At 42.6% G+C, this 23,626-nt stretch carries 21 protein-coding genes; 20 read left to right on the forward strand and 1 reads right to left on the reverse strand.

The genetic code is table 11. The features are described 5' to 3' along the window. Window positions 1–322 precede the first annotated feature (322 nt). Window positions 323–1,090 (forward strand): DUF6503 family protein, encoded by a 768-nt coding sequence (locus L1278_RS08270; RefSeq protein ID WP_253402758.1) that lies wholly within the window; start codon window positions 323–325, stop codon window positions 1,088–1,090. A 178-nt stretch (window positions 1,091–1,268) separates the two neighbouring features. Here L1278_RS08270 and L1278_RS08275 read toward each other — a convergent pair whose 3' ends face one another. Beyond that, window positions 1,269–2,168, reverse strand: coding sequence for a flavin reductase family protein (locus L1278_RS08275; RefSeq protein ID WP_253402760.1), 900 nt, complete (start codon window positions 2,166–2,168; stop codon window positions 1,269–1,271). A gap of 341 nt (window positions 2,169–2,509) precedes the next feature. Here L1278_RS08275 and L1278_RS08280 point away from each other — a divergent pair, with 341 nt between their 5' ends. The 19 genes from L1278_RS08280 (at window position 2,510) to L1278_RS08370 (ending at window position 23,553) form a co-directional block, all read left to right on the forward strand. Further along, a complete protein-coding gene (locus tag L1278_RS08280) occupies window positions 2,510–3,298 on the forward strand; it encodes a polysaccharide biosynthesis/export family protein (RefSeq protein ID WP_253402762.1) in 789 nt (262 codons plus the stop codon). A 21-nt stretch (window positions 3,299–3,319) separates the two neighbouring features. Further along, complete coding sequence (locus L1278_RS08285) at window positions 3,320–5,677, forward strand: polysaccharide biosynthesis tyrosine autokinase (protein ID WP_253402763.1); 2,358 nt, start codon at window positions 3,320–3,322, stop codon at window positions 5,675–5,677. 213 nt (window positions 5,678–5,890) lie between these two features. Further along, window positions 5,891–7,201 (forward strand): nucleotide sugar dehydrogenase, encoded by a 1,311-nt coding sequence (locus tag L1278_RS08290; protein WP_305884435.1) that lies wholly within the window; start codon window positions 5,891–5,893, stop codon window positions 7,199–7,201. Between the two features lie 86 nt (window positions 7,202–7,287). Beyond that, entirely contained in the window at window positions 7,288–8,283 is a 996-nt protein-coding gene (locus L1278_RS08295; RefSeq protein ID WP_253402765.1) for an SDR family oxidoreductase, read from the forward strand. Between the two features lie 67 nt (window positions 8,284–8,350). Further along, on the forward strand, window positions 8,351–9,400 hold the full coding sequence (gene rfbB, locus L1278_RS08300) for a dTDP-glucose 4,6-dehydratase (protein ID WP_253402767.1): 1,050 nt from the start codon (window positions 8,351–8,353) through the stop codon (window positions 9,398–9,400). 15 nt (window positions 9,401–9,415) lie between these two features. Beyond that, window positions 9,416–9,967: a dTDP-4-dehydrorhamnose 3,5-epimerase gene (rfbC, locus tag L1278_RS08305; RefSeq protein ID WP_253402769.1), complete on the forward strand. Its 552-nt coding sequence runs from the start codon at window positions 9,416–9,418 to the stop codon at window positions 9,965–9,967. 112 nt (window positions 9,968–10,079) lie between these two features. Next, a complete protein-coding gene (gene rfbA / locus L1278_RS08310; protein ID WP_253402771.1) occupies window positions 10,080–10,949 on the forward strand; it encodes a glucose-1-phosphate thymidylyltransferase RfbA in 870 nt (289 codons plus the stop codon). 16 nt (window positions 10,950–10,965) lie between these two features. Then, window positions 10,966–12,024: an NAD-dependent epimerase gene (locus L1278_RS08315; protein ID WP_253402773.1), complete on the forward strand. Its 1,059-nt coding sequence runs from the start codon at window positions 10,966–10,968 to the stop codon at window positions 12,022–12,024. A 16-nt stretch (window positions 12,025–12,040) separates the two neighbouring features. After that, entirely contained in the window at window positions 12,041–13,042 is a 1,002-nt protein-coding gene (locus L1278_RS08320) for an NAD-dependent 4,6-dehydratase LegB (RefSeq protein WP_253402775.1), read from the forward strand. 39 nt (window positions 13,043–13,081) lie between these two features. Next, window positions 13,082–14,242 carry a LegC family aminotransferase gene (locus L1278_RS08325; RefSeq protein WP_253402778.1) on the forward strand — a complete coding sequence of 387 codons (1,161 nt, stop codon included), beginning with the start codon at window positions 13,082–13,084 and terminating at the stop codon, window positions 14,240–14,242. 12 nt (window positions 14,243–14,254) lie between these two features. Beyond that, the gene (gene neuB, locus L1278_RS08330; RefSeq protein ID WP_253402780.1) at window positions 14,255–15,280 is read left to right on the forward strand and encodes an N-acetylneuraminate synthase; all 1,026 of its coding nucleotides are present in this window, start codon (window positions 14,255–14,257) and stop codon (window positions 15,278–15,280) included. Continuing rightward, entirely contained in the window at window positions 15,262–16,386 is a 1,125-nt protein-coding gene (gene neuC, locus L1278_RS08335) for a UDP-N-acetylglucosamine 2-epimerase (protein ID WP_253402782.1), read from the forward strand. The genes neuB and neuC overlap by 19 nt, the downstream gene beginning before the upstream one ends. Before the next feature lie 4 nt (window positions 16,387–16,390). Next, window positions 16,391–17,437, forward strand: coding sequence for a sugar phosphate nucleotidyltransferase (locus tag L1278_RS08340; protein WP_253402784.1), 1,047 nt, complete (start codon window positions 16,391–16,393; stop codon window positions 17,435–17,437). A 1-nt stretch (window position 17,438) separates the two neighbouring features. Continuing rightward, entirely contained in the window at window positions 17,439–18,155 is a 717-nt protein-coding gene (locus tag L1278_RS08345) for an acylneuraminate cytidylyltransferase family protein (RefSeq protein ID WP_253402786.1), read from the forward strand. Further along, window positions 18,152–19,069 carry a Gfo/Idh/MocA family protein gene (locus L1278_RS08350; RefSeq protein WP_253402787.1) on the forward strand — a complete coding sequence of 306 codons (918 nt, stop codon included), beginning with the start codon at window positions 18,152–18,154 and terminating at the stop codon, window positions 19,067–19,069. Before L1278_RS08345 ends, L1278_RS08350 begins: the two co-directional genes overlap by 4 nt. Window positions 19,070–19,072: 3 nt before the next feature. Beyond that, window positions 19,073–19,810 carry an SDR family oxidoreductase gene (locus tag L1278_RS08355; protein WP_253402789.1) on the forward strand — a complete coding sequence of 246 codons (738 nt, stop codon included), beginning with the start codon at window positions 19,073–19,075 and terminating at the stop codon, window positions 19,808–19,810. Between the two features lie 33 nt (window positions 19,811–19,843). Beyond that, the gene (locus tag L1278_RS08360) at window positions 19,844–21,268 is read left to right on the forward strand and encodes a lipopolysaccharide biosynthesis protein (protein ID WP_253402791.1); all 1,425 of its coding nucleotides are present in this window, start codon (window positions 19,844–19,846) and stop codon (window positions 21,266–21,268) included. Window positions 21,269–21,271: 3 nt separating this feature from the next. Continuing rightward, on the forward strand, window positions 21,272–22,630 hold the full coding sequence (locus L1278_RS08365) for a surface carbohydrate biosynthesis protein (protein WP_253402793.1): 1,359 nt from the start codon (window positions 21,272–21,274) through the stop codon (window positions 22,628–22,630). Continuing rightward, window positions 22,627–23,553 (forward strand): glycosyltransferase family 2 protein, encoded by a 927-nt coding sequence (locus L1278_RS08370; RefSeq protein ID WP_253402795.1) that lies wholly within the window; start codon window positions 22,627–22,629, stop codon window positions 23,551–23,553. The genes L1278_RS08365 and L1278_RS08370 overlap by 4 nt, the downstream gene beginning before the upstream one ends. The last annotated feature ends 73 nt before the right edge of the window (window positions 23,554–23,626 follow it).

The following is a 23,626-nucleotide window of genomic DNA, read 5'->3' on the forward strand; positions in this document are numbered from 1 at the left end:
TTCGAACTACCTCTAAGGAAGAAGACCCTACCCGAGCCCTCCCCTGAAAACAGGGGAGGGCTTTTTTGTTTCTAGCAGGTATAGGTCCTTATTTGTCATCTCGACAATAGGAGAGATCTGAATTATTCCGAAGCCTGTACTACGTTTCAGATTTCTCACTAGTAGAGGGCCCCTACCCCCAGTTCGAAATGACAAAAAAGTACTTTCTGCCGGTGTTAGGATTCAGGCAGATTACTTGTGCACGTTTCGGATAGGTCTCGACCTGTCCCTACAGATATTTAGAAAATGATTAACTTGCCTGTACATACAACGCCACCACCTTATGCTGTACAAATCTATCTATACCTTACTATTTATACTGCTAATCAGCATCACCTCTTGCCAGACTGAAAAGCAGCCGGACGCGCAGCAGATTGTGGATAAGGCGATTGAAGCTCATGGAGGGGAGCGTTTCCTGAAGAGTGCGATCAGTTTTGAGTTCCGGGACAGGCAATACCGGGCTTTGCGTGATGGTGGGGTATTTGTGTATAGCCGTACTTTTACGGATTCTACGGGGCAGCATGTGCGGGATGTGTGGCGAAACAGCGGCTTTACCCGCACCATCAATGACGAGGAGGTAGAACTTCCTGAAGAAAAGCAGAAAGCCTATACCGCTTCTGTTAACTCTGTTATCTACTTTGCCCTACTGCCTTATGCCCTTAACGACGAGGCTGTGCAGAAAGAATACCTGGGCGAAACTACCATCAAAGGAGAGCCCTACCACAAGGTACGTGTGACTTTCGCCCAGGAAGGCGGCGGCGAAGGCTACCAAGATGTCTACATCTACTGGTTCCACCAGCAGCGCCACACTATGGATTACCTGGCTTACTCTTTCCAGGAAAATGACGGTGGTACCCGCTTCCGCGAGGCCTTTAATCCCCGCACCGTCGGCGACATCTTATTTCAGGATTATAACAATTATACCTTAAAGGAGGATACCCCACTGGAAGCCTATGATCAGGCCTTTGAGGCAGGTAAAATGGAAAAGGTGTCGGAAGTTGTGTTGGAAGATATTGAAGTGAAGGAGTTAGAAAGCCATAGGGATATGTAGCGACCTTTCCGAATCGTGAGGTTTAAATACCTGCTATTGTGCGCCATCCCCCTTCAAAGGGGGATGGCGCACAATGCGTACTTCAATAATGATTCATACATATTGAGTGTCTCCCTTTGAACGGGGCAAGGAGATGACAATCGTGTAAAAGTCCCCTCTTGGGAGGGGCAGGAGTGGGTTAATAATCAACAATCATCAGCAACACTTTCCACGCCTCCTGCACCTGATGATCATCCAGCAGCTTTTTGCCTAGTTTTTCCAATTCTGTACGCAGTTGTGCTTTGTCATGCCTGTGCTTACTAAAGGTATAGCTGACTAGCGGATCAGATTTGAAGGCTTCTACTTCCTCCGCAGAAGGAATAACTTCTGTATTGCCCAGGCGGGCCAGATGATTGCCGGTCAGGATACTGCTGTGGCGGATGTACTCTGGTAACTGATCTACCCCGACGCTCTTGTTTCGCACTGGCTTGGGCAACTCGAATATACAGTCGCCATTGGCCCTGAGGTAATAGTCGCCACCCATACGCGCGACAGCATCCAGTTTATAAGGATCGATCTTGCCATCCTCGTTCAGGATGTTTTCATTCACATGAATCAGCAGTACCTCACAGATCACCAGGTTACCGGCGCCGCCTTCCGGTCCGAGGCTGATCACCTCGTTCACCCGGCACTCCAGGGCTACAGGTGCTTCTTTCACCCGCGGGGCACGCACCATTACGGAAGGCTCTGGCGTCAGACCAGATTTGATAAACTCGTTAATGCCCTTGTCATACTCCGTACTTGCCAGCGACATCTGCTCCACCATGTCGTAGTTGCTAATGTTGATGACCACTTCCCTGGTAGTCTCTACATTCTCCAGGGTATGCTTTCCGGTATTGTCGCGCACCCGGCGGGCAGGGGAGAAGACCACGATGGGCGGTTTGGCGCTGAAAACGTTGAAGAAGCTAAACGGGCTCAGGTTCACATTCCCTTCCTCATCCACCGTACTGGCAAAGGCGATCGGCCGCGGCGCAATGGCACCCAACAATAAAGCATGCACTTCTGCCGTTTTGGTTTCTTTCGGGTTTATGGTTTTCATGGTATAGCTGGTTTGTGTTGGAGGGTTGCAAGTTACGAAATGTATGAATGTGGAAAGTAAGGTTGTAAAACACGATGAGACTAAACTTGCCCCTGCCCCTCCAAGGAGGGGGATTTGCACAAATAATATTCCCTTCCTTGGAGGGGCGGGGGTGGGTTAATCATTCACAAGTACTCCCCATCTTTAAATGAGAAGGTATAAGAAGCTAGAATTAACCACATATAATAAATGTTTTCAAAAACATTTTACGTAATTTTGCTTTCTAGCGACAATGTGTCTACGTTGCTGAGACTTGGTTGTGACCTTTAGCTTGTTGCATTAGCAAATGCTATTTACCCCATATGAAAATTAAACTAGTACTCTTCCTGAGTCTTCTCTTCTTGGCCTCCTGCAGTTCCCTGCGTACCCGTAACATCGTCTATTTTAGCGACCTGGAGCAAAAGCCACTTCTTACAGAATCAATAGAAATAAAGCGTCTGACCATCAAGCCCGGTGACCTATTAGCTATTGAAGTACTTACTCCAAACATGGAAACGAACATGCTATTTAATAGAGGCATTATGATGGAGGAAGGTGCCAGTGGTGGTGGACAGATGATGCGGCAACAGGGCAACCAAAACGAAGGCTATTTAGTAGATACTCGTGGCACTATTGATTTTCCTGTATTAGGTACGATGCCTGTCAACGGGATGACAACGGAACAACTTCGGGACTCAATCCTGTTACGGGTAAAAGAATATGTGCAGGATCCAATCGTTAAAGTAAGATTGCAAAATTTCAGGTTCACCATGATGGGCGAGACAGGACCTGCTGTAGTGGAAGTTCCTGCCGATAATGAGGATGTGAACCTACTAGAAGGACTTGCGATGGCAGGCGGCATTTCAATTTACGGGAAGATGGAAAATGTACTAGTGATCAGAGAACAAAATGGTGTGCGTACCATGGCTCGCTTAAATCTCAATAGCAAGGAAACGCTTAACTCTCCCTACTTTTATTTGCAGCAGAATGACATTGTGTATGTAGAGCCAGATAAGGCCAAGGTGACAGGTACCAGCTTTATCCGGCGTAACTGGGGCTTCGCTGCAGGCATTGTGTCTTCTGCCTGGGTGCTTTACCAATTGTTAAAATAATATAACACTTCCTTCTATATAATGTCCGAACTCGATTTTCAGGAAGATAACAGTGAATCTTTAGATATAAAAGGCCTGGTCATGCGGTATCTCCGCTATTGGTACCTCTTTGTGATCGGTGCTGCCCTTGCTCTTACGGCGGCACACCTTTACCTGCGTTATTCTACCCCAGTCTATAGCGTAAAAGCTACTATTCTTATCAAAGATGAAAGTGGCGCTGATCTGGCCAATAGTGGGGTATTCGGTGACATGGCTCTGCTAAAATCAAATAAGTCCTTTTCGAATGAGGTGTTAGTTATTAAGTCGAAAGGCTTGATGGAACGTGTGCTGACGGAATTGGGCATGGAGGTGTCTTATTTTGGTGAAGGGCGCATCAAATCACCGGAGTTGTACGGAGGGCGGAGCCCAATTAAGGCGGTTATTGCACAACTAGACTCGGCTGGACTAGGGAAAAACTTTATTGTAGAGGTAGAAGACAATAACTCCTTCAGTATTTATGAGGGCGAAAATAAAGTCTCTACTCACAAGTTTGGTGAGCAGATAAAGAAGCATTATGGTACTTTTACTATTGTGGCAGATTCGGATATCACCAATGATAGGGGTCGTCGTGTGTTAGTGCGTTTTAATAACCTCGGTAAGTTGGCGAATAGCTATAGTAAACAGCTTGGGGTGAAAAGCGTGAACGAGTACGCCACGGTCATGGAGTTAAGTCTGACTGATCCGGTACCTGCCAAAGGCAAAGACATTCTGAATAAGCTGATTGAAGTATACAATCGTGAAACAATCAACGAAAAAAACCTAGCCGTTTCTAAGACTATTCAATTTATTGATGACCGTTTGGTATACCTGACACGAGAGCTGACAGATGTAGAAAAGGATGTAGAGCGGTATTTGCAAGATAATAGATTGATAGACCCTGCTGCCAGTGGAGGAATGTATCAAAGTACTGCACACACCTATAACCAACAGATAACAGAGAATGAAATTAAACTCGAGATATTAAAGTCAGTTGAATCATACCTCCAACAAGAAGAAAATAAATATGAACTGGTACCCACCAGCCTTGATATTGCTGATCCAACGCTTGGTGGTTTAATTGTTAACTTCAATGAGCTACAAAATCAGCGACGACGCTTGGGCCGTTCTGTTACTGAAAACAATCCGGTTCTCCGTAATGTGAATGAGCAGCTAGAAATTTTGCGCCTGAATATTCTGGAAAATATTCGGAATATCAGAGAGGGACTATTAGTCGTTCGCCGTAATTTACAGGCCAGCGCCCGTCAGTTTGAGTCACAGGTGCGGCAGGTACCTTCTATGCAACGAGAACTGACTGACATCAGCCGACAACAGGGCATTAAGGAGGGATTATATTTATATCTTCTGCAAAAACGCGAAGAGGCCGCCTTATCACAGGCTATTACGCCATCCAATTCCCGTGTTCTTGATCCGGCAGCGGCTGGTGGAAGCCCCATTGAACCTCAGGCTACCAACATATACCTTATGTCTTTGTTAGCTGGTCTCGCTATACCGTTCGCAGGTATATTCCTGCGCGATATGCTCAACGATACTATACAGGAGGTGCGTGAAGTTGAAAAGGCTACATCTACACCTATCCTTGGCGAAATCGGGCATAATGATTCGGGTCAAATGATGGTAGTCAGGCAGGAGAGTCGTAGCTCGAGTGCTGAGCTTTTCCGCTTATTGCGTGCAAATATGCAATTTGCTGCAGGAGGCAAAGAAAATAGGGTGATTCTGGTAACTTCCAGCATGAGCGGAGAAGGTAAAACCTTTTTTAGTTTGAACCTGGCTGCCAGTTTGGGGATGACAGGTAAAAAAGTAGTTGTGCTGGGTTTTGACTTACGGAAGCCTAAGCTGACACAAGGAGTGAATTTGCCAAACAATATTGGTATCACCAATTACCTGATCTCAGACAGTGTTCAGATTGAGGATATGATTCAGTTTGCACCCGATATGCCAGATTTGGCAATCATCGGCTCAGGACCTATTCCTCCGAATCCTTCTGAACTGATGTTATTGCCGAAGATTGGAATGCTCATCGAAGAACTCAAGTCTGCCTTTGACTATATCATCCTGGACTCCTCGCCTGTCGGGCAGGTGGCGGATACCCTGGCATTAGCCCCTTATATTGACTCTAGCTTATATATAGTACGCTATAATTACACGCATAAAAAACAGCTGCAAATCATTGATGACCTATATAAGTCACGCAAGCTCAAGCATCCGATGATTGTGCTCAATGATGCTAAAAAGAGCAATAGCTATGGTTATTCCTATGGTTACGGCTATGGGTATGGTAACTATTATGAAGAAGAGTCGAGGGGTTTGGGTAGTAAGTTGAGGAAGTTGGTGAAGGGGTAAACCCCACCCCAGCCCTCCCCTAAAAACAGGGGAGGGAGCCTGTGAACGATTACACCTTTGCCCTTCTCAAGAGGGCCCCTACCCCCAAAACAGGGGAGGGGGATTTTAAAAAATAATTAAATAGAAAGTGTTCTCAAGCCCCCTCCTGTTTTGGGGGTAGGGGCCCTCGATAAAAGGAGGGGGTTGGGGGAGGTAAAAAACGAACATAAATAAATGTCAGGTACAGAGATGACAGCTATAGGAAATGCCAAAATTGCCGTAATCGGCTTAGGTTATGTAGGTTTACCACTAGCCGTTGAGTTCGCTAAGAAATTCTCTACTGTCGGGTTCGATATCAACGAGGGACGGGTGCAGGAACTGAATGGTGGATATGATCGCACTTTAGAGATTGAAAATGATTATTTAAAATCGGTTCTAACTTCAAGCTCTAATGGCAAGGTAGGTTTGTATTGCTCTAATAACCTGAAAGACATTGAAGCCTGTAATTATTACATCGTCACTGTACCTACCCCGGTGGATAAAAACAACCGACCCGATCTTACTCCGCTCTACAAAGCGAGCGAGACTGTGGGAAAGGTACTGAAGCGCGGAGATATCGTGATCTATGAGTCTACTGTATATCCTGGTGTGACGGAAGAAGAGTGCGTGCCGGTGCTGGAGCGCATGTCAGGACTATCGTTTAATGTAGACTTTTTTGCAGGCTACTCTCCTGAACGCATTAACCCGGGAGATAAAGAACATACTGTTGCTAAAATACTAAAGATCACTTCCGGTTCTACTCCTGAAGCTGCAGAGAAAGTGGACCAATTGTATAGAACAGTGATCACAGCCGGAACGCATAAGGCAGCTTCCATCAAAGTAGCAGAAGCAGCAAAAGTGATCGAAAATTCACAGCGTGATATCAATATTGCCTTCGTGAACGAACTTGCCAAAATCTTCAACCGCCTGGGCATCGATACTGACGAGGTATTGGAAGCAGCCGGAACCAAATGGAATTTTCTCAAATTCAAGCCCGGTTTGGTAGGAGGTCACTGTATTGGTGTGGATCCATACTACTTAGCACAAAAAGCTCAGGAAGCCGGTTACCATCCGGAGATCATTTTGGCTGGCCGCCGATTAAACGACGGCATGGGAGAGTATGTTGCCCATGAAGTAATTAAGTTAATGGTCAAGAAGGAGATTGCTGTAAAAGGAGCTAATATTTTGGTGCTCGGCATAACATTTAAGGAGAACTGCCCGGATGTGCGCAATACTAAAGTAGTAGACATCCTGCGCACCCTTAAAGATTACGATACCAATATCACTATTTACGACCCATGGGCTGAACCTGCTGAGGTAAAGCACGAGTATGGATGGGATTCTGTTAAAGAATTGAACAGTGTAACTAATTGCGATGCCATTATCTTAGCCGTATCTCACGATGAATTTAAGTCATTGGACTTAAGTAAACTCTGTAAAGAAAACGCTGTGATCTACGACGTAAAAGGCGTCCTCCCCAAAGAACTCTCCGATGCTCGTCTATAAGTTAGGTAATTAAAACTCCCCTCTTCGGTTAAGAAGGGGCTGGGGTGGGTTGACCCGGTAATTCAAACCCTTTATCAAGAAGAAATATGTATAATACTCCCTACCACACGACAGACCTAAGCCAAAGCAGCTTCCTTGTGACAGGCGGAGCGGGCTTCATCGGTTCTAATATCGTCGAATACCTACTCAAATACGATGCAGGGAAGGTGCGTGTACTTGATAACTTCTCGACCGGTTCTAGAGCAAATATTGAAGAGTTCAAAAACAATCCGGCCTTTGAACTAATAGAAGGCGATATCCGAGATCTTGGAACCTGCAAAAGAGCGCTGGAAGGTATAGATTATGTATCGCATCAAGCTGCACTAGGCTCAGTGCCCCGCTCCATCAATGATCCTATTACGAGTAACGAAGTAAATGTAAGCGGTTTTCTAAACATGCTGGTAGCGGCAAGAGATGCACGAGTAAAGAACTTTATCTATGCGGCAAGCTCCAGTACATACGGCGATCATCCAGGTCTACCAAAGATAGAGGACAATATTGGGAATCCACTTTCTCCTTATGCTGTGACTAAGTTTGTAAATGAACTGTACGCCAGTGTCTTCTCCAGAACCTACGATTTCCATACCATAGGCTTGCGCTACTTCAATGTGTTCGGACCGAAGCAGAATCCGAAAGGACCATATGCAGCAGTGATTCCACTCTTCATCGAGGCAGCAATTGAAAACAAACAGCCTTATATTAATGGGGACGGAGAGACGAGTCGTGACTTTACTTTTGTTGAAAATGCGGTACAAGCAAACATCAAAGCCTTGCTGACTGAAGATATAGACAAGCATGAGGTGGTGAATATTGCATATGGTGAACGGACTACCCTGAACCAGTTATGGCAAAGAATAACTAAAACCGCAGGTATCGAACTAACACCAGAGTATCGGGAAGAGCGAAAAGGTGATGTGCGTCACAGTCTGGCAGACATCAGCAAGGCAAACCAACTAATAGGCTACAATCCTGGATTTTCTGTTGCAGAAGGTTTAGATATAGCTTTCAACTGGTATAAGCAAAACAGCATTGTAGTGCAGTAATTCCCCTTCTTAGACAAGGCGGGGTTAGGGGTGGTTGAACAAACTACCATGAGACAAATTTAAGCATATGAACCTACTGATCACAGGCGGTGCGGGCTTCATCGGCTCGCACGTGGTGCGGCTTTTCGTGGAGTCCTACCCCCACTACCGCGTCTTCAACCTCGACGCCCTGACCTACGCGGGCAACCTGCAGAACCTGGCCGACGTGGAGTCGCGGGAGAACTACACCTTCCTGAAAGGCGACATCACCGACGCTTCGTACCTGGAGCAGATTTTCGCTGAGCACAAGTTCGGCGCCGTCGTCCATTTGGCGGCCGAGTCGCACGTGGACCGCTCCATCGCCGGGCCCATGGCCTTCGTCGAGACCAACGTCATCGGCACGGTCAACCTGCTGGAGGCCTGCCGCCGCGCCTGGGCCGGCGACTACGCGGGCAAGCTCTTCTACCACGTCTCCACCGACGAGGTGTACGGCTCGCTGGGCGCTGAGGGCCTGTTTACGGAAGAGACACCGTATGACCCGCGCTCGCCCTACTCGGCCTCCAAGGCGGCCTCGGACCACTTCGTCAGGGCCTGGTTCCACACCTACGGCCTGCCGGTCAAGCTCAGCAACTGCTCCAACAACTACGGCCCCAACCACTTCCCCGAGAAGCTGATCCCGCTGGCGATCCACAACATCAAGAGCGGGAAGCCGGTGCCCGTGTATGGCAAAGGCGAGAACGTGCGCGACTGGCTCTACGTCAAGGACCACGCCCGGGCGATCGACGCCATCTTCCACCGCGGCCAGGTGGGGGAGACCTACAACGTGGGCGGGGTGAACGAGTGGCGCAACATCGACTTGATCGAGCTGCTCTGTGACGTGATGGACGAGAGGCTGGGCCGCGAGCCGGGCGATTCACGGAAGCTGATCACCTTCGTCAAGGACCGCGCCGGCCACGACGCCCGCTACGCTATCGACTCCTCCAAGCTGATGGAGGAGCTGGGCTGGAGACCGTCGGTGACCTTCGAGGAGGGCCTGCGCCTGACCGTGGACTGGTACCTGGAGAACGAGGCCTGGCTGGAGGAGGTGACAAGCGGTCACTACCAGCAGTATTACGCGCAGCAGTACGGGGAGAGATAGGTGAGGAGACGAGACATGAAAATTATAGAGACATTCCTGGGGGACTGCCTGCTGCTGGAGCCGGCCGTCTTCGCAGACGAGCGGGGCCACTTCTTTGAAAGCTTCAACGAAAGCCGGTTCAACAGCTTGTTGGGAAAAGAGGTGCGCTTTGTGCAGGACAACCAATCACACTCCACCCGCGGCGTGCTGCGCGGGCTGCACTTCCAGCGCGGGGCGCACGCGCAGGCCAAGCTGGTGCGGGTGCTGCGGGGCGAGGTGCTCGACGTGGCCGTGGACCTGCGGCCGGATTCGCCCGCTTTCGGGGAGCACTTCTCGGTGGTGCTCAGCGCCGAAAACAAATTGCAGCTCTTCATCCCGCGCGGCTTCGCCCACGGCTTCGCGGTGCTCAGCCGGGAGGCCGAGTTCTTCTACAAGTGCGACAACTACTACCACAGGGAGTCGGAGGGGAGCATCCTCTACAGCGACCCGGAGCTGGGCATCGACTGGGGGATCGACCCGGCCGGGTTGATCGTGTCCGCAAAGGACAGGGAGAGCGGGACATTCGCTGAGTTCAGACATAGCCTCTGATGCCCGCTCAGGCGGGGCGAGCAGCCCTTGCCGGGGATTTTATTACCTTTGTCCGGGCGGAACTCGTATAGACCCCGCCCGAGCATCAAACACAAAAACTGACGGAAGACAAATGAAAGGCATTATCCTGGCCGGGGGCTCCGGCACCCGCCTGCACCCCCTGACGCTGGCCGTGAGCAAGCAGCTCATGCCCGTCTACGACAAGCCCATGATCTACTACCCGCTCTCCACGCTGATGCTGGCGGGGATAAGAGAAATATTGATCATTTCCACGCCGCACGACCTGCCAATGTTTGAGCGCCTCTTGGGGGACGGAAGTCGCATCGGCTGCCGCTTCAGCTACGCTGTGCAGGAGGTGCCCAACGGGCTGGCGCAGGCCTTCGTGCTCGGGGAGGAGTTCATCGGGCGGGACAAGGTGGCGCTGGTGCTGGGCGACAACATCTTCTACGGCGCCGGCATGAGCCAGCTGCTGCAGGCCAACGCCGACCCTGACGGCGGGGTGGTGTACGCCTACCATGTGCAGGACCCGGAGCGCTACGGCGTGGTCGAGTTCGACGAGCAGGGCAGGGCCGTCTCCATCGAGGAGAAGCCGCGAGAGCCCAAGAGCCAATACGCCGTGCCGGGCCTCTACTTCTACGACAATGACGTGGTCGGGATCGCCAAGCGCCTGGCGCCCAGCCCGCGGGGCGAGTACGAGATCACGGACGTCAACCGCGAGTACCTGCGGCGGGGCAGGCTGAAGGTCGGGGTGCTGAACCGCGGCACGGCCTGGCTCGACACGGGCACGGTCCAGTCGCTGATGCAGGCGGCCACGTTTGTGCAGGTGATCGAGGAGCGGCAGGGCCTCAAGATCGGCTGCATCGAGGAGGTGGCCTGGCGCATGGGCTTCATCTCGGACGAGCAGCTCAGAGAGGCCGCAGAGTCCCTCCGCAAAAGCGGATATGGTGAGTATTTGCTGAGGTTGCTAAAAGAGAAGTTTTAAATATATTTACGATAGTATGAAAGTTCTGGTAACAGGAAGTGCTGGCTTTATTGGCTTTCACTTAGTTAATAGATTGTTGGAGAGAGGAGATGAGGTTGTTGGGTATGATAATATAAATGATTATTACGAAGTCCGTCTCAAATACGGAAGATTAGAGGAAGCCGGAATTGCTAAGGAGAAGATCGAAGTAGGATCATTAATACAAAGCAGCAAATTCAAGAATTACAGGTTTGTAAAAGAGGACGTTGTTAATAAAGAGTATTTGCATAGTCTGTTCAAATCAGAAAAGTTTGACGCTGTTATTAATCTGGCTGCACAAGCTGGCGTAAGATATTCATTGGAAAACCCCGATGAGTATATATCTTCAAATGTTCAAGGTTTTTTGAATGTACTGGAGGCGTGCCGACATTATCCAGTGAAACATCTGGTATATGCTTCATCAAGTTCCGTATATGGAACGAATACAAAAGTTCCTTTTTCGACTAATGATCAAATAGATCATCCTATCTCTCTGTATGCGGCTTCAAAAAAATCTAATGAGCTAATGGCGCATACCTATAGCCACTTATTTAACATTCCTACAACTGGGATACGTTTTTTTACCGTTTATGGACCCTGGGGTAGACCAGATATGGCCTTATTTTTATTTACAAAAAAAATAATTGAAAGGGAGGCTATACAGGTATTTAATAACGGGGAGATGAAGCGCGACTTTACCTATATAGACGATATAATCGAAGGTGTGCAAAGGGTCGTAGATAAGCCAGCAAAGGCTGATGGCTATAATAATGTAAGCAGTAAAGAAAAAGGACTTGATTCTAAGGCTCCTTATAGGATATATAATATAGGGAATTCCTCACCTGTGTTGTTGACTGATTTTATTGACGCGCTTGAAGAATCAATAGGTATAAAAGCTAAAAAAGAGTATTTACCTTTGCAACCCGGTGATGTATTGATAACATGGGCTGATGTAGATGATTTAATAAAGGATTTTGAATATCAACCCAATACCGAATTAAGACAAGGGATTAATAACTTCGTGAAATGGTATAAATGGTTTTATAATATAGCATAATTTTAAGAACTACGTAATGGCTGAGCTTAAAAATAAAAAAGTATTAGTAACAGGAGCTGATGGATTTATTGGTAGCCATCTGGTAGAACGCTTAGTGGATGAGGGCTGTCAGGTAAGAGCATTTACATACTATAATTCATTTAATAGTTGGGGCTGGCTTGATAACTTCCCGAAGGAGAAGCTCTCACAGATAGAAATTTTCTCAGGAGATATCAGAGACCCTAATGGTGTCCGTACTGCCATGAAGGATATCGAAGTTGTTTTTCACTTAGCAGCACTGATTGCCATACCCTTTAGCTATCATTCCCCGGATAGCTACATTGATACAAATGTCAAAGGTACTCTAAATATCGTGCAGGCTGCGAAGGATCTAGGGATTGAGCGAGTTCTTGTAACTTCTACTTCAGAAGTATATGGTACTGCCCAGTATATCCCAATCGATGAAAAGCATCCAAGGCAACCGCAGTCGCCCTATTCAGCGTCTAAAATAGGTGCAGACTGTATTGCCGACTCCTTTTACAGAAGCTTTAACTTGCCACTAACGATCGTACGGCCCTTCAATACCTATGGACCGCGTCAATCAGCCAGAGCTGTTATCCCTACTATTATCACACAGTTGCTGCAAGGCAAGACTGAGATCAAATTAGGTGATTTGACACCTACACGCGATTTGCTTTTTGTGAAAGATACAGCCAATGGCTTTGTAGAAATTGCAAAGTCAGAAAGCTTAATAGGGGAAGACTGTAATATTGCTACGGAGTCTGAAATAACTGTCGGGGATCTTGCTCAAAGTCTTATCAATCAAATAAATCCTGATGCCAGAATTATTCAGGATGATGTTCGATTGAGGCCTGAGAAAAGCGAGGTATTCCGTTTGTATGGTGCCAATGGCAAAATTAAGAGCCACACGAATTGGGAGATGCAATATACCTTGGAAGAGGGCCTTGCAGAAACAATCGAATGGTTCAAAAACAAAGAAAATCTGCGCCAATACAAAGCTGATATTTATAACATCTAGCCAGCCAATACAAAGGTAATCATTATAAAACAGATCTATATGGAGCAGCCTTCTAAGTATGGGCACATCGTAGAGTATATAAAATCTCAATTTTCGAACCAGGACTTCATACCACTACATGAGCCAAGGTTCATTGGGAATGAGAAGAAGTATGTTGCTGATGCCATTGATTCAAATTTCGTGTCTTCTGTTGGTGCCTATGTGAACCGCTTTGAAAAGATGATGCAAGATATCACTGGAGCGAAGTATGCTATTGCTACTGTAAATGGGACTGCTGCCTTACACATGGCACTCATAGTAGCGGGAGTAAAGCAAGGAGAAGAGGTGCTTTCTCAAGACTTGACTTTTATAGCCACTGCAAACGCCATTAGCTATATAGGAGCTATACCTGTGTTTCTGGATATAGATAGAAAGACACTGGGCTTATCAGCCGAGAAACTGGAAAACTTTTTACAGCAACATGGGAAACAAGTAGATGGGGTAACTATTAACAGTAGAACAGGAAACAGGATTGCTGCTTGTGTGCCCATGCATACTTTTGGATTCCCATGCGAAATAGAGCGAATAGCGGAGATTTGTGCTAAGTGGAATATCCCTTTGGTGGAAGATGCTGCAGAATCTCTGGGCAGCTATTATAGAGGCAAGCATACAGGTAACTTCGGTTTGTTGGGTACTTTCAGTTTTAATGGTAATAAAACGGTGACTTGTGGCGGCGGCGGTGCCATTGTAACCAATGATGAAAGTATAGCTAAACTTGCTAAGCACTTGACTACACAAGCGAAAATGCCACATGCCTGGGAGTTTAACCACGATCATATTGGTTATAATTATCGCATGCCAAATCTGAATGCAGCATTGGCTTGCGCTCAATTGGAGCAGTTAGCGACTTTCGTAGAAAATAAGCGTGAGTTGGCTGTACAGTATAAGCGCTTTTTTGATGATGTAGAAGGAATAGAATTTATGACGGAAGAATCGGATGCAAAAGCAAACTACTGGTTGAATGCCCTTTTACTAAAAGACAAAGAAGAGCGTGATTCCTTTTTAGCTGAAGTCAATAGTAACGGCGTGATGGCCCGCCCAGTATGGACATTGATGCACAAGCTGCCAATGTTCCAGGATTGCCTGCATGATGATTTATCTGTTAGTAAGTGGGTTGAGGAAAGGTTAGTTAATATTCCAAGTAGCGTTAGGATTTCTTAAGAAATAAAATCAATGAATAAAACTATCATTATAGCGGAAGCAGGAGTCAATCATAATGGCGATTTAGCCTTAGCTAAAAAACTTATTGATGTTGCTGCTGATGCAGGAGTTGATTACGTAAAGTTTCAAACTTTTAAAGCTGATAAGCTTGTGAGCAAATCAGCTAAACAGGCAGAGTATCAAAAAAAGAATCTGGGGAATAATACCGAAGACTCTCAGTATGCAATGTTAAAGAAGCTGGAACTTTCTGAAGACATGCATAATGAATTGCTTGCTTATTCTAAGCAAAAAGGAATTAAATTCTTATCAACAGGCTTTGATGAAGAAAGTGTTGATTACCTGGAAAGCTTGGGTATAGATCTTTTCAAGATTCCTTCAGGAGAGATTACTAATTACCCGTATTTAAAGCATATCGCCCCAAAAGGAAAGCCTATTGTCGTTTCAACTGGTATGGCTACTTTAGGCGAGATCGAGGACGCTCTAAATGTATTAAAAGAAGGAGGAGCATCGCTGGATAAAATAACAGTTTTGCATTGTAACACTGATTACCCGACTAGGTATGAGGATGTAAATTTGAATGCTATGCTAACTATACAGCAAGCTTTTAAAATCGAAGTTGGGTACTCTGATCATACATTAGGTATTGAAGTGCCAATTGCCGCAGTAGCCTTAGGAGCAAGCGTTATAGAGAAACATTTCACACTTGATCGTAATCTACCAGGACCTGATCACAAAGCATCTTTGGAGCCACATGAATTGAAGGAAATGGTTTTTGCTATCAGGAACATTGAAAAGGCGATGAGTGGTAATGGTCGCAAAGAACCTACTGAATCCGAATTGCTGAACAAGGGGGTAGCCCGTAAGAGTATCCACCTTAAACAATCAGTCGCTGCTGGCGAGCTGTTAAACATCTCTAACTTAGAAATGAAAAGGCCTGGTGATGGAATATCACCAATGGACTTGCCTAAAGTAATAGGTCGCAAACTGAATTCGGATATGGAGGCCGGGAATAAATTAGAATGGAAGCATCTGCTTTAACGCGCATAGGGGTTCTTACAAGTTCTCGTGCAGACTATGGCATCTATAAGCCATTGCTTAAGGCTTTAAAGGAAGACCCTAGCTTTGAATTAAACATAATTGCTTTTGGTACGCACTTATCTCCTTATCATGGCTATACAGTAGATAATATCATTACAGACGGTTACGAAGTAAAGTATAAAGTCAATTCTTTGTTAATCAACGATGATAAGAATGCCATTTCTACTGCTTGTGCTTTAACTTCTCTTAAGTTCGCTGATTTCTGGGAACAACATGCACTTGATTTCGATCTGGTTTTTTGCTTAGGAGATCGGTTTGAAATGTTTGGTGCAGTTGCGGCAGGTATACCCTACCAGATAAAGTTTGCTCACCTACATGGTGGTGAAACTACACTAGGAGCGATAGATAATATCTATAGGCACGCAATTACCCTTGCTTCTACACTACACTTTGTTTCTCAAGAAGAATTTGCAACTAGAGTTTCTGAAGTTAAGGGCGACCATGATAACATATTTGTGACGGGAGCATTAAGCTTGGACAATCTGAAGGATATTCAGTTCCTTAGTAAAAAAGAATTTGAGGATAAGTGGCATATTGACCTGGATATTCCTACAGTTTTAGTAACTGTTCACCCAGAAACTGTTGCCCCAGAGTTGAACAGTCAGCACCTGTATGAAACCTTAGAAGCTTTGCGTTTCATAGCAAAAGAGTATCAGGTGGTCATAACGATGCCAAATGCGGATACTAATGGAAACGTCTTCCGTGAAGGATTTGTAAGCCTTAAGACCGAACTAGGAAACAAGCTGTATCTAATAGAGAATTTTGGCACACAGAACTATTTTACCTGTATGCTATATTCTAAACTCTTAGTGGGAAATACTTCAAGTGGTATCATTGAGGCGGCTTCATTTAATAAGTATGTTCTGAATCTTGGAGATAGGCAAAAGGGCCGGGCAACAGGAAATAATGTTATTCATGTGCCGTTTATTGCAAATAAGATTAAGGAGGCATTTAATCGCGCTAAGCTTCTCGGAGATTATCAGGATGATAACCCCTATTTTAAAGATGGGGCTGCTCAAAATATAATTGCTGTTATAAAGAAATAAAACTGTGATAAACTTTAGAAAACATCTTATTTATAATAATTCTCCAATCAGACCTGCATTGTCTCAATTGAATGAGCTCGCAGCGGACGCAATCCTTTTTGTTGTAGACGAAGAGGAAAAGCTGCTTGGGTCATTAACGGATGGGGATGTTAGAAGAGGCTTTTTAAGTGGCCTAACCCTAGAGGATGTAGTTGACAAGTTTTTACAGCCAAATCCAAAGTTTCTACAAAAAGGAGCTTATACTGTTGAAGATGTAATTTATTACAGAGAGCATAATTTTAAAGTAATACCTGTTCTTTGTAGAGAAGGTAAGATAGTCAACGTTATAAACTTCCGCTTCCATAAATCATATCTACCAGTAGATGCGGTCCTTATGGCAGGCGGTCGAGGGGAGCGTTTACGGCCTCATACGGATACAGTTCCAAAACCACTTTTGAAAGTAGGTGAAAAACCGATTGCAGAGCATAATTTGGATAGATTGGTTGCTTATGGTATAGATGACTATTGGATCTCAGTAAAATATCTTGGAGAGCAGATTGAGGAATATTTTGGTGACGGAAACAATAAAAACATAAAAATTCAATATATCTGGGAAGACGAACCTTTGGGTACTATCGGCGCGGTATCAAAGATTGAAGACTTTGAACATGACTACGTTCTTATTACAAATTCAGATTTACTGACCAATCTAGATTATGAGAATTTCTTTCTATACTTTACTAATCAAAAAGCTGATTTAGCTGTGGTAACTATTCCTTACCAGGTGAATGTTCCCTACGCTGTGTTAGAGACTTTAGATGGTGATATTAAAAGCTTCAAAGAAAAGCCAACTTATACTTATTATTCTAACGGAGGGATATATCTGGTAAAAAAAACAGTACTAGAATATTTACCTAAGGGTGCTTTTTATAATGCCACAGATTTGATGGAAAAACTTATTCAAGAAGGCAAAAAAGTGGTTTCCTATCCATTAGCTGGCTATTGGCTAGATATAGGAAAACCTGAGGACTTCGAGAAAGCCCAAAAAGATATTCATCAGATAAAGTTTTAAAATGAACATACTTATTACAATTTGTGCCAGAGGTGGATCAAAAGGTATACCTGGCAAAAATATAAAGGAACTCAATGGGTTACCACTTATAGCCTATACTATAAACGTCGCCAATGAATTTGCTAAAAGGTACAATGCTGATGTTTCCTTGAGCACTGACGATAGCCTGATTATGGCAAAAGCGGCAGAATATGGATTAATGACCTCCTATATCAGACCTGAAATATTAGCCACAGACACAGCAGGTAAAATAGATGTCATTCAGGACCTTGTGAACTACGAAGAAAGTACTAGAGCTAAGGAGTATGACTTTATCGTGGATCTTGATGTAACTTCCCCAATGAGGACACTCCAAGATTTAGAAGAAGCTTTAAAAAGGATTCAAAGTCACCCTGAGGCTCTAAATATATTTTCAGTTAATCCTGCAAATCGGAACCCATATTTCAACATGGTAGAAGAATATGGTGATGGTTTTGTAAGGGTTGTTAAAAAAGCTGGAGACATAAAATCAAGACAAGCTGCACCACCTGTGTACGACATGAATGCCTCCTTTTACATATTCCGGAAGAGTTTTTTTGAACAGGGTTACAGAACTAGTACCACAGAGCGCTCCCTCGCCTATGTAATGAAGCATATTTGTTTTGATCTGGACCATCCTATTGATTTTACAATCATGGAGATAATGATGAGGGAAAGATTGCTGGATTTTGAACTATGAAAGTATTAATTATAGGTCTGGGATCGATTGCTCAGAAGCACGTAAATGCATTGCGCCAAATAAAGCCAGATGTAGAACTGATTGCACTACGCACAGGAGAAGAAAAGCCGAGTCAGCAAGGTATATCTAATATATATCATCTAAATGAAGTGAGTCGTGATGTTGCATTTGCTATCATTTCAAACCCAACAAGTAAACATTTAGAAACAATAAGAGAACTTACAAGTCTCAGAATTCCTTTGTTTATTGAAAAGCCTCCACTAGCAACTTTAGATGGAGCTATTGAAATTGTTCAGTATTTGGAGAGAGAAGAGATCACGACGTATACTGCCTTCAATTTTAGGTTCCATCCTGTCGTACAATGGATTAAGGAAAATATTAAGAACAAAAGGGTACTTGAAGTACAGGCATATTGTGGTTCATATCTACCAGAATGGAGAGCTAATGTAGATTATCGGAACGTTTACAGCTCTAAGAAAGAACTCGGTGGAGGAGTACATTTAGATTTAATTCATGAGTTGGATTACGTTACATGGCTTTTCGGTAAGCCCAATGCTGTACATGGTTATACATCTAAGGTATCTGACCTCGAGATTGATTCGCCAGACGTTGCACACTATTGGCTTCAATATGAATCAATGAATGCAAGTATAGTTTTAAATTATTATAGGAGGGACTCTAAAAGAAGCCTAGAAGTAGTGTTTGATAATGGTATCTGGTTTGTTGATCTAATTAATTTTAAGGTAATAGATTCCTTTGGTAAAGTTTTGTTCGAAGCAGTTCCTGATGTGCTTGCGACATATGTTTCCCAAATGTCCTACTTTATTTCCTGTTTAGAAGAAGGGAATAAGCCTATGAATGATTTGTCCGAATCTATTGAGACATTAAAGTTGTGTTTAGCTGTAGAGAATTAGCAAATGTTGTTAAAAGATAAAGTAATACTTGTTACCGGTGGTAGTGGTCTATTAGGTAAGGCGTTTATAAATAACCTTAAGGAAAAAGGAGCTATTGCCTTAAATTTGGATGTTAATGTAAAAACTGATTTTTCTCAAGACGAAGTATTTTGCAATATCACGAATGATGCAAGCATTTATAAAGCTATAGACTCTATACTGGATAAATATCACAAAATTGATGGTTTAGTAAATAACGCCTATCCTCGTACAAAAGATTGGGGTGCTCCCTTTGAGCAAATAACGACAGCGTCTTGGAGGGAGAATGTTGACTTGCAGCTGAATAGTTACTTCGTGATTACTCAGGCAGTTCTAAAAGAGATGAGACAAAATAAGGCGGGAAGCATTGTAAATATAGCTTCTATTTATGGTGTCGTTGGAAATGATTTTACTATATATGAAGATACTGCCATCAATCCTCCCGCAGCTTATTCTGCAATAAAAGGTGGTCTGGTAAATTTTACCAGATACCTTGCTTCTTTGTATGGCAAGCATAATGTAAGAGTGAATTGTGTGTCTCCAGGAGGTATCTTTGATCGTCAACCTGAAACTTTTGTAAGCGCTTATGAAAAGAAAGTACCTATGAAAAGAATGGGGAATCCAGATGATATTGCACCTGCAGTGTCTTTTCTTTTATCTGAAGAGGCTAAATATATAACAGGGCAGAATCTTGTGGTAGATGGTGGGTGGACTGCTATTTAACTAGCTGTTTTAATTGATTCCAGTATATAAATAATGTCTCTTAAAAAAACTACTCTTACAAATCTAAAATGGTCTTTTGTAGAGTCTGTTAGTTTAAAATTAATAGGTTTTATATTAACTATAATACTTGCAAGGCTACTTAAACCTTCAGATTTTGGTATTTTGGCAGTAGTTAATGTTTTTTACCTAATAACAGTCCCGTTCATAGATGGAGGGCTTAAAGAAGCTTTAATACAGAAAAAAGATGCTGAGGAAAAGGATTACTCTTCTGTTTTTTGGGTAAATTTAATAATTGCAGCATGTTTTTACATTGTGCTTTTTATTGCAGCACCTTTTATAGAAGATTTTTACAACATCGCTGATTTAAGCTTTTATATTCGCTTTCAATCTTTATGCTTATTGATTGATTCGTTGACAATTGTACAAGTCATTAAAAGTACAAAGGAACTCAATTTAAAGAACATCACACAATCACGAATACCTGCTTCACTTTTAAGTTTTTCAGTGGGTGTTTCTATGGCATACATGGGGTTTGGAGTAGTCGCATTAATTACGCAGCAACTGGTAAATTCAATTTGTTATGTAGTATTACTATGGATGAAGATTAAATATAGGCCAAGCCCAGTAATTAGTCGGTCGTCAATAAGATCGCTCTATAGTTTTGGTATAAAAGTATTTGCTGCTGGTTATTTAAACAGAATTTATGTCCAATCGATGAGCTTAATCTATGCAAAGTTTTTTTCTCCTGCTCTTCTAGGATTATATAACAAAGCAAATAACCTACAGCAGTTACCAGCATCCTTGATCCTAACTTCAGTTGCCAATGGAGTGTATCCTACAATGGTAAAAATTCAGGATAATAATTCGAAACTAAAAGAACTGTATAAAAAGAATATTCAAGTTTCATTCGGGTTAATTTGTTGTCTTAGTGTACTTTTCTTTTATCAAGCGGATAATGTAATTTCAATACTTTTAGGAGAAGCTTGGATGGGAATGGTGCCTTATACAAAAATAGTAGCAGTAGGAGGTTTGTTTCTTCCTATGAGTTCGTTAAACCGAAATATCCTTAAAGTAAAAGGACAGGCTGGTTTATTCTTGAAATTAGAGTTGTGGAGAAAGGTTTTGATTATAGTTGCCATTATAATTTTTATACGATTCTCCTTTATAACTACTTTAATCTCTGTGACTACAGTCAGTTTTCTAATGACTTTGGTTGACATGCATTTTGCTGGCAAGAACATTAATTATTATCTAAAAGAGCAGATCACTGATATTTTGCCATTTTTCTTTATCATTAGTTTTGTGGGGTTGTCTATTGACTATGTACTAAGCTATACTCAAATGAGCTCAATCGTTGAATTAACCATATTTTCACTCAGTTTCTCTGCTTTAACAGGCTTAATTATCTTTTTGACGCAAAGGAGGCTTGTTGGTGAAATAATGCTATTATTAAAATAAAATATGAATATTTTACTTCCAATAGAAACTATAAATAGGGAAATAGACTTCAAAATTGTGTTGGCCTCTATTCTAGCCAGTAATGACCATAACATATTTATCGGCCAACATGATTTCCTGATGTCCCTTTTACCAAAAATGAAAGGTGGAGTTTATATAGGTAAAAACCTGTTTTCCAGACGCTCGGATTTAGAGAAAGGTAAAAAATATTCTGAACTTAAAAAAAAGGGTTTTGATATTATCTACCTACATGAAGAGGGTGCCGTTTACGCAGGAGACGAACAAAATTGGGAGCAAGTTTTGAAGCAACAATATGATTTACGTTTTTTTGATGAACAGGACAGAATATGTGTATGGGGCGATCTTCAAAAAAGAATCGACATACAAAGAAGTAACGGCCTAAATATATTTGTAACTGGGCACCCTAGATTTGATCTCTACAAAAAAGAATGGAATAGCTATTTTAGTAATGATGTTGAAAAAATAAAGACAGAGTACAACAGCTACATATTAGTAAATGGCAATTATGGAGTCGCAAACCATGGACTTGGTGTAAGTTATGTTTTTTCTGATGCTTTTAGTTATAAAGTAGATGATATTGATGCTAGACTAAAAAGGGTAGGTTTTTTTAGTTACTCAACAAAGCAGCTAGTTTCAATTATAGAGTTGACGCATCAATTAGCGGTAAGATATCCAAATAAAAAAATAATATATCGCCCTCATCCATCAGAAAGCTATAAATACTATGAAGCAGTTTTCGGTGGAATTTCTAATATAATTGTAAACCATGTTGGTCCTGTAGGGCCTTGGATATTAGGTGCAGAAGCCGTAATACACGATGGTTGTACTACGGCAATTGAAGCGAGCTTAGCTAATATTCCTGTTATTAATTATAAACCACATACTAGTAATGAACATGATATATGGCTTCCTAATCAATTAGGTAAGCAGGCGACTTCTTTTAACGAAGTATGTAATTTACTCGATAATGTTTTACAATTCGATTTTAGCTTCTCTAAAATTGAATCTGTTGAAAAGGTTTATGACTTATTCTACAATTTTGAGGGGGATAGTTTTGAAAGGTTCATAAATATTGTCGAAAGTAAAATTAATGAAAAAAAGGATAAGTCAGAAAGTCCATCTTCTTCGTTTATTAATAAGAATTATTTAATCCAAAAGGCTAAAACATCCTTAGCTAGTGTTATTAGTAAAGAATCTGGGAGAAAAATTAATTACCATAGAAATAAATTTTATGGTTTTGATAAGGAGGTAGTATCCTCAAAATTTAAGCAGGCAGGAAAAGTTTTAGGGAAACAAATTGATTATAAATTACATAATCCATTTTTAATTGAAATTAGATGATTGGAAAACCGTTAGTATCAATTATAATTCCAACATATAAAAGGAGTCAATTTATAACACATTCAATAGATAGCGTTTTAAATCAAACTTATAGTAATATTGAAATTCTAATAATAGATGATAACGGTATAGGGACGAAATCTCAAATAGCAACTAAGTCAGTACTAGAAAAATATTTAAGTAGGGGAAACTTTAAATATGTAGAGCATATAAAAAATAGTGGTGTCTGTGCAGCAAGGAACACGGGTCTCTGTCATATTAAAGGTGATTATGTAGCTTTTTTAGATGATGATGATATTTGGGATGCCACGAAACTAGAGAAACAAATTGCAAAATTTGCAGAGTTACCCCTTGAAATAGGTATGCTCTATACAGGAGTTTTAGTTTTAGATGAAGTTGAGAATAAATCATATAAATTGCATTCAAGGCTTTCTGGGAAAATTCTCGACGATTTGCTTTTTATGAATCAAATAGGGACTTTGAGTTCAGTATTAGTCAGAAGGGAAGTAATAAAATCGGGGATAAGGTTTGATAATTCTTTAAAAGCTAGGAATGATTTGGATTTTTATATAGAAATATCTAAGCGCTTCCAAGTAGATTTTGTAGACGAATTCTTGGTTACAAAACACGATCATGTTGAAGAGACTATTTCTCGTAATATGACAAAAAAGCTTGAAGCCTGGACCCTATTTTATGAGAAGCATCGGAGTTTATACGAGCAGAATATTGAGGCAGATATTCAGTATAAAATAGGCTTTGGGCATCTTAACATGCTTTGCGGTAAATACAGGAAGGGTTTAAAATACTTTACTGCAGCTTTCCTACAAGCACCACTTAAATTAAGGAATTTAAAATATCTTATTTCATCCCTTCTCGGGGTAAACATTTATAATGCCCTTGCCAAGCTAAGTAGGCTATTATAATATAAATAGCTGAAGTTTGATCATTTTGGTTTATACTTTGGATAGTCCTAGTAGTAATAGGATTGGTTTAGCA

It is taken from the genome of Pontibacter sp. HSC-36F09 (assembly GCF_024171605.1).
Taxonomy (GTDB): domain Bacteria; phylum Bacteroidota; class Bacteroidia; order Cytophagales; family Hymenobacteraceae; genus Pontibacter.

Excerpts from the sequence above, each read along its gene's own strand:
- L1278_RS08360 (WP_253402791.1), top strand. The coding sequence starts at position 19,844 with ATGTCTCTTAAAAAAACTACTCTTACAAATCTAAAATGGTCTTTTGTA.
- rfbA (WP_253402771.1), top strand. The coding sequence starts at position 10,080 with ATGAAAGGCATTATCCTGGCCGGGGGCTCCGGCACCCGCCTGCACCCC.
- L1278_RS08295 (WP_253402765.1), top strand. The coding sequence starts at position 7,288 with ATGTATAATACTCCCTACCACACGACAGACCTAAGCCAAAGCAGCTTC.
- L1278_RS08370 (WP_253402795.1), top strand. The coding sequence starts at position 22,627 with ATGATTGGAAAACCGTTAGTATCAATTATAATTCCAACATATAAAAGG.
- L1278_RS08290 (WP_305884435.1), top strand. The coding sequence starts at position 5,891 with ATGTCAGGTACAGAGATGACAGCTATAGGAAATGCCAAAATTGCCGTA.
- L1278_RS08315 (WP_253402773.1), top strand. The coding sequence starts at position 10,966 with ATGAAAGTTCTGGTAACAGGAAGTGCTGGCTTTATTGGCTTTCACTTA.
- L1278_RS08280 (WP_253402762.1), top strand. The coding sequence starts at position 2,510 with ATGAAAATTAAACTAGTACTCTTCCTGAGTCTTCTCTTCTTGGCCTCC.
- neuB (WP_253402780.1), top strand. The coding sequence starts at position 14,255 with ATGAATAAAACTATCATTATAGCGGAAGCAGGAGTCAATCATAATGGC.
- rfbB (WP_253402767.1), top strand. The coding sequence starts at position 8,351 with ATGAACCTACTGATCACAGGCGGTGCGGGCTTCATCGGCTCGCACGTG.
- L1278_RS08365 (WP_253402793.1), top strand. The coding sequence starts at position 21,272 with ATGAATATTTTACTTCCAATAGAAACTATAAATAGGGAAATAGACTTC.
- L1278_RS08320 (WP_253402775.1), top strand. The coding sequence starts at position 12,041 with ATGGCTGAGCTTAAAAATAAAAAAGTATTAGTAACAGGAGCTGATGGA.
- neuC (WP_253402782.1), top strand. The coding sequence starts at position 15,262 with ATGGAAGCATCTGCTTTAACGCGCATAGGGGTTCTTACAAGTTCTCGT.
- L1278_RS08350 (WP_253402787.1), top strand. The coding sequence starts at position 18,152 with ATGAAAGTATTAATTATAGGTCTGGGATCGATTGCTCAGAAGCACGTA.
- L1278_RS08275 (WP_253402760.1), bottom strand. The coding sequence starts at position 2,168 with ATGAAAACCATAAACCCGAAAGAAACCAAAACGGCAGAAGTGCATGCT.
- L1278_RS08285 (WP_253402763.1), top strand. The coding sequence starts at position 3,320 with ATGTCCGAACTCGATTTTCAGGAAGATAACAGTGAATCTTTAGATATA.
- rfbC (WP_253402769.1), top strand. The coding sequence starts at position 9,416 with ATGAAAATTATAGAGACATTCCTGGGGGACTGCCTGCTGCTGGAGCCG.
- L1278_RS08270 (WP_253402758.1), top strand. The coding sequence starts at position 323 with ATGCTGTACAAATCTATCTATACCTTACTATTTATACTGCTAATCAGC.
- L1278_RS08345 (WP_253402786.1), top strand. The coding sequence starts at position 17,439 with ATGAACATACTTATTACAATTTGTGCCAGAGGTGGATCAAAAGGTATA.
- L1278_RS08355 (WP_253402789.1), top strand. The coding sequence starts at position 19,073 with ATGTTGTTAAAAGATAAAGTAATACTTGTTACCGGTGGTAGTGGTCTA.
- L1278_RS08325 (WP_253402778.1), top strand. The coding sequence starts at position 13,082 with ATGGAGCAGCCTTCTAAGTATGGGCACATCGTAGAGTATATAAAATCT.